At 69.4% G+C, this 12773-nt stretch carries 13 protein-coding genes; 7 read left to right on the top strand and 6 right to left on the bottom strand.

Annotated features, from left to right (window positions below):
• A complete protein-coding gene (locus EVS81_RS03105) occupies window positions 1-399 on the bottom strand; it encodes a TOBE domain-containing protein (protein ID WP_130109089.1) in 399 nt (132 codons plus the stop codon).
• Between the two features lie 189 nt (window positions 400-588).
• On the opposite strand from EVS81_RS03105, the gene EVS81_RS03100 reads away from it, so the two are divergent.
• From EVS81_RS03100 to fmdA, 3 genes are all read left to right on the top strand, one after another.
• On the top strand, window positions 589-1209 hold the full coding sequence (locus EVS81_RS03100; protein WP_130109088.1) for an AmiS/UreI family transporter: 621 nt from the start codon (window positions 589-591) through the stop codon (window positions 1207-1209).
• A gap of 97 nt (window positions 1210-1306) precedes the next feature.
• On the top strand, window positions 1307-1537 hold the full coding sequence (locus EVS81_RS03095) for an FmdB family zinc ribbon protein (protein ID WP_240740043.1): 231 nt from the start codon (window positions 1307-1309) through the stop codon (window positions 1535-1537).
• Between the two features lie 66 nt (window positions 1538-1603).
• Complete coding sequence (gene fmdA / locus EVS81_RS03090; protein WP_130109086.1) at window positions 1604-2860, top strand: formamidase; 1257 nt, start codon at window positions 1604-1606, stop codon at window positions 2858-2860.
• A 136-nt stretch (window positions 2861-2996) separates the two neighbouring features.
• On the opposite strand, the gene EVS81_RS03085 is transcribed toward fmdA, so the two are convergent.
• Together EVS81_RS03085 and fdhD are read right to left on the bottom strand one after the other, a co-directional pair.
• On the bottom strand, window positions 2997-5321 hold the full coding sequence (locus EVS81_RS03085) for an FdhF/YdeP family oxidoreductase (RefSeq protein WP_130109085.1): 2325 nt from the start codon (window positions 5319-5321) through the stop codon (window positions 2997-2999).
• Entirely contained in the window at window positions 5318-6223 is a 906-nt protein-coding gene (gene fdhD / locus EVS81_RS03080) for a formate dehydrogenase accessory sulfurtransferase FdhD (RefSeq protein WP_130109084.1), read from the bottom strand. Before fdhD ends, EVS81_RS03085 begins: the two co-directional genes overlap by 4 nt.
• 88 nt (window positions 6224-6311) lie before the next feature.
• Between fdhD and EVS81_RS03075 the strand changes: the two genes are divergently transcribed.
• The 3 genes from EVS81_RS03075 to EVS81_RS03065 are packed head-to-tail and all read left to right on the top strand — an operon-like array spanning window position 6312 to window position 8538.
• The gene (locus EVS81_RS03075; RefSeq protein ID WP_130109083.1) at window positions 6312-7553 is read left to right on the top strand and encodes a molybdopterin molybdotransferase MoeA; all 1242 of its coding nucleotides are present in this window, start codon (window positions 6312-6314) and stop codon (window positions 7551-7553) included.
• Window positions 7550-8251, top strand: a complete 702-nt coding sequence (mobA, locus tag EVS81_RS03070) for a molybdenum cofactor guanylyltransferase (protein WP_130109082.1) — start codon at window positions 7550-7552, stop codon at window positions 8249-8251. The genes EVS81_RS03075 and mobA overlap by 4 nt, the downstream gene beginning before the upstream one ends.
• A complete protein-coding gene (locus tag EVS81_RS03065; protein WP_130109081.1) occupies window positions 8248-8538 on the top strand; it encodes a DUF6457 domain-containing protein in 291 nt (96 codons plus the stop codon). Before mobA ends, EVS81_RS03065 begins: the two co-directional genes overlap by 4 nt.
• Window positions 8539-8709: 171 nt before the next feature.
• Here EVS81_RS03065 and EVS81_RS03060 read toward each other — a convergent pair whose 3' ends face one another.
• The 3 genes from EVS81_RS03060 to EVS81_RS03050 form a co-directional block, all read right to left on the bottom strand.
• Window positions 8710-9912, bottom strand: a complete 1203-nt coding sequence (locus tag EVS81_RS03060; RefSeq protein ID WP_130109080.1) for an ABC transporter substrate-binding protein — start codon at window positions 9910-9912, stop codon at window positions 8710-8712.
• Window positions 9913-10034: 122 nt separating this feature from the next.
• Window positions 10035-10895, bottom strand: coding sequence for an inositol monophosphatase family protein (locus EVS81_RS03055; protein ID WP_130109079.1), 861 nt, complete (start codon window positions 10893-10895; stop codon window positions 10035-10037).
• Between the two features lie 74 nt (window positions 10896-10969).
• A complete protein-coding gene (locus EVS81_RS03050) occupies window positions 10970-12190 on the bottom strand; it encodes an ammonium transporter (protein WP_130109078.1) in 1221 nt (406 codons plus the stop codon).
• Window positions 12191-12458: 268 nt separating this feature from the next.
• On the opposite strand from EVS81_RS03050, the gene rpsO reads away from it, so the two are divergent.
• Window positions 12459-12728, top strand: coding sequence for a 30S ribosomal protein S15 (rpsO, locus tag EVS81_RS03045; RefSeq protein WP_130109077.1), 270 nt, complete (start codon window positions 12459-12461; stop codon window positions 12726-12728).
• Window positions 12729-12773 lie beyond the last annotated feature (45 nt).

The following is a 12773-nucleotide window of genomic DNA, read 5'->3' as shown; positions in this document are numbered from 1 at the left end:
TTACCTCTTCTCGGTCTCGATGACGACGTTGGTCGCCTTGATGATCGCCGTCGCGCGGGAGCCCACATCGAGGTCGAGCTCGCGCAGCGCCTCCGCGGTCATCAACGAGACCACGCGATTGGGCCCGCACTGCAGCTCGACCTGGGCCACGAGACCGGAGCTCTCGACCGCCGTGACGATCCCGGTGAAACGATTTCTCGCGCTGCGGCGGATCGGCGAGCTCTCATCGGCCTCGGGCGCCAGCGCGAGCGACCGGGCGGCGAGCGAACGTCCCGAGACCACTTGCCGTCCCGACGCGTCGACGGCGGACTGCAGGAGCCCGTCGGCCGCCCAACGGCGGATCGTGTCGTCGCTCACTCCGATCAGGGCTGCGGCCTCGCTTATCCGGAAATGCGTCATGATATGCAGTCTAGATCCGCATCTGCGGAGATGGAACCGCGGGCTCGTTGACTTCCCTGTGAAACAGGCGTAGCGTCCAAAATACGTGCCGACCTTCGATCGCGACGCGGACGGGCCAGCACCACAGGGGAGTGTCCCACGGGTCGCACCCCCGATTTCGTCAACGCAATGGAGCGAGGGTGGAAGACCATGGGTCATGTCGGATTGCTGTACGTCGGAGCCGTACTGTTCGTGAACGGGCTCATGCTGCTCGGGACCGTTTCCGGGAAGTCTGCCGCCGCGATGAACCTCTTCGTGGGCGGGATGCAGGTCGTCTTTCCCACACTGATCATTCTGCAATCGGGAGGCGACCCGGCGGCGGTGCTCGGCGCGTCCGGTCTGTATCTCTTCGGATTCACGTACCTGTACGTGGCGTGGAATCAGCTCACGGGAGCCTCGGGGGAGGGGCTCGGATGGTTCTCCCTGTTCGTTGCGGCGTGCGCCGTGGTCTACGGGATCCTGCAGTTCACTGAGTTCGATGATCCGGTATTCGGGATGATCTGGTTCTCCTGGGCGGTGCTCTGGTTCCTCTTCTTCCTGGTGCTCGCGCGCGGCAAGGACTCGCTCACGCGGCGCACCGGTTGGTTCACTCTGCTGCTCGGCATCTTCACCGGCGCTGTTCCCGCGATGCTGCTGCTCACGGGCAGCTACGTCACCGGAGCGATCGAGGGGGCCGTCGCCGCGGTGATCGGGGTCGTGCTCCTGGGACTCGCGTGGGTGCTGGGAAAGCCGGCCGCGGTGCAGTCGCAGGAGGTGCCGGTCGAACGCTGAGTGCGCATCCCTCAATACCCCCAGAGAAAGGCCGATCGCATTGCCCAGTTACTCGTTCCAGTGCTCGGAGGGGTGCCGCTTCGACGCCCTGTATTCGATGTCCGAGGTTCCCGACGAGACGAGATGCCGAGCGTGCGGCGCGTCGGCGAAGCGCGCGATCACGGCGCCGCACCTGTCTGCAGCCGGAACGTCGGCGTATCGCCTCATCGACGGCGCAGCGCGCAGCGCGCACGAGCCGGCCGTCGTGGATCGGCTGCCGAATCGAGGGCCCGGCCGCCCCCCATCCGTCACCACCAACCCGCTGCACGCAAAACTGCCGCGGTCGTGAGTCCCGAAGCCCAACGAACACGGATCGGCGACGGAGCCGATCCCGAGGAAGCAAGGAGAGGTAACCATGCCGGAACACGTATTCAAGCTCGACTCGTCGAAGAAGTTCACCGAGCAGGAGAAGCTGGGGCACAATCGCTGGCACCCCGAGATCCCGCCCGTCGCGACCGTCAAACCGGGAGACAGTTTCCGGGTCGACTGCCGTGAGTGGTTCGACGGTGCGATCCGCAACGACGACTCGGCTCAAGACATCCTCGATGCGCCGCTGCTGACCGTGCACACGCTCAGCGGTCCGTTCCGCGTGGAGGGTGCGAAGCCGGGCGACCTGCTGATCGTCGACATCCTCGACGTCGGTCCGATCCCGCAGGAAGATTCCGGTCCCCTCGCGGGACAGGGCTGGGGATACACGGGCATCTTCTCACGGAACAACGGTGGCGGCTTCCTCACGGAGCAGTTCCCCGACGCCTACAAGGCGATCTGGGATTTCTCGGGGCAGACCGCCACTTCCCGGCACGTGCCGGGCGTCTCGTTCACCGGGATCATCCATCCCGGCCTCATGGGCACAGCGCCGTCGGCCGAGCTGCTCGCGAAGTGGAACGCGCGCGAGGGTGCGTTGATCGCGACGGATCCGGATCGTGTGCCGCCGCTCGCGCTGCCGCCCGAGGCCGAGCACGCGATCCTCGGCGGCGTCCCCAGGGATGAGTGGGGGCGTGTGGGCTCCGAGGCCGCGCGCACCGCGCCTCCGCGCGAGAACGGCGGCAACCAGGACATCAAGAACTTCACGAAGGGAACGCGGGTGTTCTACCCGGTGTTCGTCGACGGGGCCAACCTATCGATGGGCGACCTGCACTTCTCGCAGGGCGACGGGGAGATCACCTTCTGCGGAGCGATCGAGATGGGCGGGTTCATCGACCTGCGCGTCGACATCATCAAGGGCGGGATGGAGACCTACGGAGTGAGCGAGAACGCGATCTTCGTGCCCGGCAACGTCGATCCGCAGTACAGCCACTGGCTGGCCTTCTCGGGCACCTCGGTGACCCTGGACGGCGAGCAGAAGTACCTGGACTCGCACCTGTCGTACCAGCGCGCATGTCTGCACGCGATCGACTACCTGACGAAGTTCGGGTACAGCCCCGAGCAGGCGTACCTGCTGCTCGGCGCCGCCCCGATCGAGGGCCGGCTCTCGGGCGTGGTCGACATTCCCAACTCGTGTTCGACCGTCTACCTCCCGGTGGAGATCTTCGACTTCGATCCGCGGCCGTCGGCGGCGGGGCCGGTCCAGATCGATCCGGGGATCGGAGCACCCACCGCGGCGAACAAGTAGGACTGTGCTGAGCGCACCGCCGATTGAGTGAGGAGGAGGCGAGTCGAAGCCCGGGTGCACGTATCCGCGGTTTCGACTCGCCGCGCTTGCTCAATCGGCGGTGCCGCGCTCGCTCAACCGGCGGTGCCGCGCTCGCTCACACCACGGCGGGGCGGCCGACGCCGGCCGGGGACCGCGACGGCTCGAGTCGGATCACGACTGCTTTCGACACCGGAGTGTTGCTCTCGAGAGCGGTGCTGTCGAGCGGCACCAGCACGTTGGCCTCGGGGAAGTATGCAGCGGCGCAGCCGCGCGCCGTCGGGAAGGCCACAGCGCGGAAGCCGCGCAACACCCGGTCGGGCTCGTCGCGCCACTCGCTGAAGATGTCGACGCTCTGGCCGTCCTCGATGCCGAGCTCCGCGAGGTCGTCGGGGTGCACGAAGATCACGTAGCGGCCCTTCTTGATGCCGCGATAGCGATCGTTCAGGCTGTAGATGGTGGTGTTGAACTGGTCGTGCGACCGCACCGTCTGCAGCAGCAGGCGCCCGGGCGGGCACTCGACGTGCTCGAGCTCGTTGACCGTGAGGTGCGCCTTCCCGGTGTCGGTGTCGAAGCGGCGCTCGTCGCGCGGACCGTTCGGCAGCACGAAGCCGTCCCGGGTGCGGGTCTTCTCGTTGTAGCTCTCGCAGCCCGGTACCACGCGCGAGATGTGATCGCGGATCACATCGTAGTCGCGCATCATGGCGCGCCAGTCGATGCCGTGGCGATCCCCGAAGGTCGCGTGCCCGAGGCCGGCGACGATCGCGGTCTCCGAGCGCACCTGATCCGAGATCGGCGCGATCTGGCCGTGCGAGGCGTGCACGGCGCACACGGAGTCCTCGACCGTGACGTACTGCGGGCCGGATACCTGCATGTCGATCTCGGTGCGGCCGAGCACCGGGAGGATCAGCGCCTCCTCTCCGGTGACGACGTGGGATCGGTTGAGCTTCGTCGAGAGCTGCACGCTGAGCCGCGTCTTGCGCATCGCCGATTCCGCGAGATTCGTGTCCGAGATCGCGCCGAGCAGATTGCCGCCGAGGCCCATCCACACCTTGATCTTCCCCTGATCGAGGGCGCGGATCCCATGCACGGCGTCGACGCCGTGCGCGCGAGGAGGCTCGAAGCCGAACTCAGCGCCCAGCGCATCGAGGAACGAGTCGGGCATCTGCTCCCAGACGCCCATGGTGCGATCCCCCTGTACATTGCTGTGACCGCGGATCGGCGAGGCGCCGGCACCGGGTTTGCCGATGTTGCCGCGCAGCAGCAGCAGGTTGATGATCTCGCGGATCGTGTCGACGCCCTTGCGGTGCTGGGTAATGCCCATCGCCCAGCAGATGATGACGCGGTCGGCGTTGAGATAGCGCTCCGCGAGCTCGTCGATCTCCGAGACCGGGATGCCCGTGGCACGGGCCACCTCGCGCTCATCGACCCCGTCGATGTGCGCGGCGAAGGCCTCGAAGCCGTCGCAGTGCCGCTCGAGGAAGTCGTGGTCGAGCACCTTGCCCGGATCGGCCCGCTCGGCGTCGAGCACGCGCTTGGAGACGGCCTGGAGCAGCGCCATGTCCCCGCCCGAGCGGATCTTGATGAACTGGTCGGCGATCTGAGTGGGCTTGCCGACGTAGCCCCGCACCCGCTGAGGATCCTTGTACCCGATCAGGCCGGCCTCGGGCAGCGGGTTGACCGCGACGATGCGCGCGCCCCGCTCCTTCGCCTCCTGCAGTGCGGTGAGCATGCGGGGGTGGTTGGTGCCGGGGTTCTGACCCATGATGATGATCAGATCGGATTCCTCGAAGTCTTTGTAGGCGACCGTGGACTTGCCGATGCCGACGGTGTGAGTCATGGCGGTGCCGGTGGACTCGTGGCACATGTTCGAGCAGTCGGGGAGGTTGTTCGTGCCGAGCACCCGCGCGAAGAGCTGGTAGATGAAGGCGGCCTCGTTCGACGCCCGGCCGCTCGTGTAGAAGGCGGCCTCGTCCGGGGTGTCGAGCGCGTGCAGGTGATCGGCGATGAGCGCGTACGCGGCGTCCCAGCCGATCGGCTCGTAGTGATCCGAGCCCTTCGCCTTGTACACGGGTTCGATCAGCCGGCCCTGCATGCCGAGCCAGTACTCGGTCTTGTCCTCGAGCGAGCTGATCGAGTGCTCCCGCCAGAACGACCGTTCCACCTTCAGCGGGGTCGCCTCCCAGGTCACCGCCTTGCCGCCGTTCTCGCAGAACTCGGCGATCTTGCGATGGTCGGGATCCGGCCACGCGCAGCTCATGCAGTCGAAGCCGTCCTTGTGGTTGATCTTCGTCATGAGCTTCACCGTGCGGGCGAGGCCCATCTGCGTGAGCGCCGGCTCCATCGAGTGGAACACTCCGCCGAGCCCGGCCGCGTAGGTCTTCGGCTCGGACACCTCGATATCGGCGTCTGAGAAATCCTCTTCCGGGGCGTGGGGAGTCATGACTGGTCTGCTTCCTGAAGGTGGCGCGCGCGGTGCTCCGCGCGCGGGTCGGTACGGTCCGGGGGCGGTGCGGCAACATCGTCCGTGACACGATCGGGTCGGCTGTAGAGCACCATCGAGGGGCCGCGGACGAATCCGGCGAGGGTGAGACCTGCGTCGGCCGCGAGTTCGACGGCGAGGGAGGAGGGGGCCGAGACTGCTGCGAGCATGGGGATGCCGGCCATCAGCGCCTTCTGCGTCAACTCGAAGCTCGCGCGCCCGGAGACCATGAGCACGCACCCCCGCGCGGGGAGCCGGTCGTTCCGCAAGGCCCAGCCGACCACCTTGTCGACGGCGTTGTGACGACCCACGTCCTCGCGCAGCACGAGCAGGTCACCGCTGCGCCCGTCGAACAGCGCCGCCGCGTGCAGCCCCCCGGTGCGCTCGAAGACCGCCTGCCCGGCGCGCAGCGCGTCGGGAAAACCGATGAGCCGTGCCGCGTCGATGGTCAGGGGATCCGTATCGACGGTGTAGCGCGCGGCTGTGTGCACGGCCTCGATACTGGCCTTTCCGCAGAGCCCGCAGGCGCTCGTCGTGGTGAAGTTGCGCTGCAGACTCGGATCGGGCGGCGGGACGCCTGGGCCCAGGGCCACGTCGAGCACATTGTAGGTGTTGGGCTCGCCGTCGCTCGCGCAATGGATGGCCGCCATGAGGTCGCCGGAGCGGTGGATCACGCCCTCCGAGACCAGGAAACCCGCCGCGAGATCGATGTCATTGCCGGGGGTGCGCATCGTCACGGCGAGGGAGCGACCGGAGACCCGGATCTCCAGGGGCTCTTCTACCGCCAGGAAATCCGCTCGTTCCATCCTCGATCCGCCTACTGAGAGGCGGGTCACTCGGCGACGAGCAGCGATTCGGGACACACTCCTTGGATAGCATTGAATGACGGTCGGGGCAAGGCCGGCATCGGCCGGGTCCGCGGCTGCAGACGCGAAGAAGGGGGCTGCCGGCATGCGGATCTCTGTGGAGGAGCACCTGTCGTGGATCCTCGAGGCCTCGACCCCGCTTCCCGAGCGGGTCGTCGCGGTGCACGAGGCGCACGGCATGATCCTCTCGGAAACCGTGCGGTCGCGGCACCCCCTGCCGCTCTGGGACAACTCGGCGATGGACGGATATGCGCTCAGGGCCGCCGATCTCGCGACCGCGAGCGAGCGCGATCCCGTCGAACTGCGCATCGTCGGCGAGGTCGCTGCCGGCAGCGACGCCGATCCGACGATCGCGCCCGGGACCGCGGTGCGGATCATGACCGGCGCGCCCGTCCCCAGCACGGCCGACGCCGTGGTGCCGGTCGAGAGCACCCTGAGCGACCGCAGCGATGACGTCTGGGCGCATCGCGCGGTGCGGGTGCAGGCTCCCGCTCGAGTCGGCACGAACATTCGCCGCCGCGGCGAAGACGTCGCGGCGGGGAGCGCGATCGCGCACGCGGGGCAGCCGCTCGGTGCCGCGAGGCTCGCCGCGCTCGCCGCCGCCGGTGCGCAGCAGGTGCGCGTGCGGCGACGGCCCCGGGTCGCGGTGATCGCGACGGGCTCGGAACTGCGCGGTCCCGGGGAATCTCTCGAACGCGGCCGGATCCCCGAATCGAACTCGCTGCTCATCGCCGGACTGCTGCGTGAACTCGGCATCGAGCCCGTGGCGGTGCGCCGCAGCGCGGACGACGCGCCCGGCATCTCCCGGCAGCTGCGCGAGCTCGGGGCCGAGAGCGATGTCGTCGTGACGACCGGCGGGGTGGGGCCGGGGCGGCACGATGTCGTCCGGATCGCGCTCGAGCGCGAAGAGCGGGTGCGGGCGGTGCGGGTCGCGGTGCGACCCGGTCAGCCGCAGTGCGCGGGCCGGCTCTCGAGCGGCGCGCTCGTCTTCGCCTTGCCGGGCAACCCCGTGAGCGCGGCGGTCAGCTTCGAGCTCTTCGTGCGCCCTGCCCTCCTGGCGCTGCAGGGTCGCGACGATGTGCAGCGGATCCGTGTGCCGGCCCGAGCCGCGGCGGGGTGGCGCGGAGCCGCGGGACGCCTGCAGGTGCTGCCCGTCGTCGTGGCCGACGGACCGGACGGGCCGAGCTGCGTTCCAGCGGTCGACCCGAGCGGCGTCTCGCACGCCGTCGGCGGGCACGGCGCTGCGAACGGGTACGCGCTCGTCGGGGCGGACCGGGGCGACGTCGCGCCGGGGGATACGGTGCCCGTGATCCTGGTGGCGCCGTGACGGGGCCGGATATCGACGCCGTGGTGCTCGCGGGCGGCCGCGGGCGGCGCATGGGAGGACGCGACAAGGCGGTGCTGCGGCTCGGCGGCGAGCGGCTGGTGGACCGCGCGGTGGCGGCGGCTCGCGGGGCGGGAGCGCGACGCATCGTCGTGGTCGGTCCCGCGCACGCGGGCACGGGCGGGGTGGTGATCGTGCGCGAGGATCCACCCTTCACCGGACCGCTCGCCGCGCTCGCCGCCGCGCTGCCGCACGTGCGCGCCGAGTGGATGCTGCTGCTCTCCTGCGACCTCGTGCGCCCGGATGCGGTGTGCGCGTTGCTGCGCGCCCAGCTGGCCGACGCGCGCGATGAGGGCGGAATCGTGCTGCGGGACGACGCCGGTCGGGACCAGTGGTTGGCGGGGGTCTACCGCAGCGCGGTGCTGCGCGAGCGCGTCGACTCGCTCGACGGGCAGCTCGCGCACGCGCCGCTGCGAAGGCTCCTCGACGGCCTGCGTCTGCGCAGCGTCGCCGCGACGGGGGATACGACCGCCGACATCGACGAGCCCGCGGACCTCGAGCGGGCGGTCGAGGGCGGCGATGGGGTGTCGACTCGCTCCGCTCGCTCGACCGGCGATGGCGGCGGCAACGAACGGTCGGAGCCCGATCCGCCGCAGAACCCGACCCGTCCCGCAGACCCCGAACGAAGGAGACCGACATGAGCGACCCGAAGCACCTTCCCCCGCAGGCGCTCGACGAGTGGCTGATCGCCGCCGCCGCCGAGCTGGGGCTCGAACCGGGATCGGTGTCGATCGGCACCGTGCTCGACGTGGCCCGGGACGTGGCGCACGACGTCGCGCGGCCCGCGGCCCCCCTGTCCACCTTTCTGCTCGGCCTGGCCGTCGCGCGATCCGACGACCCGGATGCGCTGCGAGCACTCGCCGCCCGATTGACCGCCCGCGCCGCCGAGTGGAAGGCCGCCGCGGGCGACGCGGACCCCGCGGGCTGAGCGGGTCTACCGCGGGCCGCGCGGGTCCGGTCATTCTGCGCGAGCGGAGCGAGTCGCAGAATCCACCGGTGGGCCCTGCGATGCGGCCGTGTGGATCCTGCGACTGCACTCGCTGCGCTCCCTCCGCGCAGGATGACGGCGAAAGCGCGGAACGACCACGGACGGCGGCGTCTAGTTGCCGAGCACCTTCTGGTAGGCCTGCGAGTAGCGGTTGTCCTCCTGCGCCGAGAGCGCCCGCATGTCGAAGATGCGCTGCGACATCTCCTCGTCCGGGAAGATGAGGGGATTCTCCGCCAGCTCGGGAGTATCGCTCGCCGCCATCGCCTCGCGCGCCCCGGCGACCGGCGTCACGTACTGCACGTAGGCCGCGACCTGCGCGGCCACCTCGGGCTCGTAGTAGTAGTCGATGAGCTCGTGCACCTGATCGAAGGCCTGCGTGGCGAGCGGCATCGCGAAGGAGTCGACGAAGACGGACGCGCCCGAGTCGGGCACGACGAAGCGCCAGATCTCCTCGCCGGCCTCCTCGTTGAGGATCGCGATGTCGCCCGACCACGCCATGCCCGCCCAGACGGTCTCCTGCTGCAGATCCTGGGTGTACGAGTTGCCCTTGACCGTCGCGACCTGGCCGCTGCCGATCTGCTGCCGCACGACGTCGAGCGCCGCCTCGAACTCGTCGTCGCCCCAGTCGCCCTCGATGTCGACGCCCTGCTCGAGCATGATGAGGGCCAGGGTGTCGTCCTGCTCGGTCAGCAGATTGACCTTGCCCGCGAGTTCCGGGGCCCACAGGTCGGAGACCTCGCGCACGCCCTTCGGATAGCGCTGCGTGTTGTAGACGAGGCCCGTCATGCCGGCCTGGTAGGGGATCGTCCAGGTGCGGTCGGGATCGAAGGAGGCGTTCTGCACCATGTCGATCATCTGGGCGTCGACGTTGGGCATCCGGCTGCGCTCGAACTCCATGAGCTGATTCTGCTCGAGCAGCCGCACGATCGTGGTGTCCGAGGGGACGAAGACGTCGTAGCCCGTGTCCTGCTCGAGCTTCAGCTGATCCTTGATCTTGGCGACGAAGGTCTTGTTGTCGTCGATGTCCTCGAAGTACTCGACGCGGATGTCCGACTGCTCCATGAACTGATTGAGCGAGGGCCAGTCCCCGGCATCCTCGTCGTAGTCGAGGTAGTACGTCCAGTTCGCCCAGCGCAGCGTGCCGCCCGAGCCGTCGCCCGGCCCGCTGGGGCCGGCGCAGGCCGCGAGCGAGCCGGCGCCGAGCAGCGCCGCGCCGAGGGAGGCGCCGCGCAGCAACTGGCGACGGTCGAGCTGCGCGGACCGGGCCCGGCGGATGAGCTCCTGGACGACGGGGTCGGTCGGGTGACGGTGCATGTCTCCTCCTTTGGAAACGGTGCCGCTCCGCGGCGTGAGTCTGGATCCATCCTCACACACTCGACCCCTCCTGTAAACGCGAGTGTCAATGTTATTGACACGATTGCGCGCCGGGGCGCTCGTCAGGCGCCCAGCACCACGGTGCGCAGCTGCTCCACGAGGGTGGGCGCGCCGGCGAAGAGGAACGGGGTTCCCGGGCGGGTCGCGTCATCGCGTCCGATGATCGCGGCGCCGGCCTCCTCCGCGATGAGGACTCCGGCCGCATAGTCCCACGGCTGCAGCCCGAGCTCGTAGTAGGCGTCGAGGCGGCCGGCAGCGAGGCTGCACAGGTCGAGCGCGGCCGAGCCCATGCGCCGGATGTCCCTGGCGAGCGGCAGCAGTCGCGAGACCATCTGCGCCTGCTCGGCGCGTCGCTCGGCGGTATATCCGAATCCGGTGCCGACCAGGGCCGAGCTCAGGTCGGACAGGCCCGTCACCGCGATGGGGTCGCCGTTCAGGCGCGCACCGCCGCCCGCCCAGGCGTCGAACAGTTCGCCCGTGCAGGGGTTGTACACCGCACCCGCGATGGGGCGCCGTCCGTCCGCGTACGCGGTCTCGTCGCGCACGGTGGCGGCGATGCTGACGGCGTAGGCCGGGATGCCGTAGAGGTAGTTCACCGTGCCGTCGATCGGGTCGACCACCCACGTCACCGGGCTCCGGCCGTCGATTCCCGTGCCCTCCTCGCCGAGCACGCCGTCCTCGGGTCTGGCAGCGCGCAGCTCCGACACGATGAGGCGCTCCGCCGCACGATCCGCCTCGGTGACGATGTCGACCGAGCTGGACTTGCTCGCGGCGATCGCCACCCCGCGACCCCGCAGTTCCGCGATCAGCGCCCCGGTTTCCACGGCGACGCGGGCCGCGATCCGCGCGAGGGCGGCCGGAGAGGAGTCGGGGGCCGATGCGGCGGACGAGGATGCGGAGGAGGCGGGGGGCGAAGCGGTCATGATCCGAGCCTAACGGCACGACGGGGCGGGGGCCCGCGCGTGCGAGCCCCCGCCCCGGAGACGGGTCGTCCGGGTCAGCGCATCGGCACCGGCTCCGTCGTGGGATCGATGGCGTAGGCCTCCTCGCCGTGGGCCGCCGCGTCGATGCCTCCCTCCTCGACGGTCTGGGGCACCCGCAGCCCCGTGACCGCCTTGACACCGATCGCGATGACGAGCGAGACCACGAAGGAGTAGACCGCCACGGCCAGCACCGAGATCGCCTGCACCAGCAGCAGCCCGGCGTCGCCGCCCGTGAACAGGCCGTCGTCGAAGGCGAAGAAGCCGAGGTAGAGCGATCCGATCACGCCCGCGACCAGGTGCAGCCCCACGACGTCGAGCGAATCGTCGTAGCCCAGACGGTACTTCCAGTCGATGGCGAAGGCGCAGGCGATGCCGGCGATGAGGCCGAGCAGCAGCGCCCACAGCGGCGAGAGGTTGAGCGCCGACGGGGTGATCGCGACGAGCCCGGCGACCGCACCCGAGGCCGCGCCGATGACGCCGGGCTTCTTGCCGCGCAGCACGTCGACGAGGATCCACCCGACGATGCCGGCTGCGGGGGCGCCCAGTGTGTTCACCAGGATGAGGCCGGCGTCCGCCGGAGTCGCCGCGAGGCCGGAGTTGAAGCCGATCCAGCCGAACCACAGCAGGGCGGCGCCGATGGTCACGAGCGGCACGCTGTGCGGCTTGTGCGAGCCAGGAGCGAATCCCAGTCGCTTGCCGGCGACGATGGCGAGGGCGAGGGCGGCAGCGCCCGCGTTGATGTGGATCACCGTGCCGCCCGCGAGGTCGATGACGTCGGGCGTGCCGAGCGTGGCGCCGAGGTTCATGATCCAACCGCCGCCCCAGACCCACGCCGCCACCGGGAAGTAGACGAGGGTCGCCCAGACCCCCGAGAAGAGCACCCACGAGCCGAGGCCGACGCGGTCGGCGATCGCGCCCGAGATGAGCGCGGTGGTGATCATGGCGAAGACGGCGCCGAAGCCGACCCCGATGAAGTCGGCCGGCGGCGTGTTCATCAGCCCGAAGTCCTTGAACGGGCTTCCCGCGAACCCGCTCTCGCCCTCGGCGAAGTAGTTCATGCTGTACCCGAAGAGGATCCAGAGCACGCCGACGACGCCCATGGCGCTGACGCTGAAGAGCATCATGTTCACCACGGACCGCACGCGGACGAGTCCACCGTAGAAGAGGGCCAGGCCCGGGGTCATGATGAGGACGAGCGCGCTGCTCGCGAGCGTCCACACCTCCGGTGCAGTCATTTCTTCCATGTTGCTGCCTTTCTCTCGGGCCAGCCGGGATCGCTGTCGTGTGACCAGTGTGCGCCGGGGCTGTTTCGCCGCCGTCTCGTCAGGGTTTCTCCGGCGTCACATGTGTGTCACGGTCCTGTTTCGGGGCAGCGGGGGTCAGGCAGGGGCGGGAACGTGCGCGAGGTGCTAAGCTGTACAGGTTGCCGTTCGAACGGCCGCGGATAAAGAGAGCCCCAGCATCCCGCTGACGGCGCCGCGCAGCAAGAGAGAGGGGATCCCTATGGCACTGGATGCAGAGGTCAAGAAGGCGATCATCGAAGAGTACGCGACCAAGCCCGGCGACACCGGTTCCCCCGAGGTGCAGGTTGCCATGCTCTCCCAGCGGATCAAGGATCTGACCGAGCACCTCAAGACCCACAAGCACGATCATCACTCGCGCCGTGGTCTGCTGCTGCTCGTCGGCCAGCGTCGCCGTCTCCTGGGCTACCTCCAGGACGTCGACATCACCCGCTACCGTTCGCTCATCGAGCGTCTCGGTCTGCGTCGCTAACGACGTCGGGTCCGGTGATCGCCGGATAGCCGCTGCGAAGCGCCC

It is taken from the genome of Leucobacter triazinivorans (assembly GCF_004208635.1).
Classification (GTDB): domain Bacteria; phylum Actinomycetota; class Actinomycetes; order Actinomycetales; family Microbacteriaceae; genus Leucobacter; species Leucobacter triazinivorans.
The sequence above is the reverse complement of the archived record's forward strand: the minus strand, read 5'-3'. Positions and strand labels throughout refer to the sequence as shown.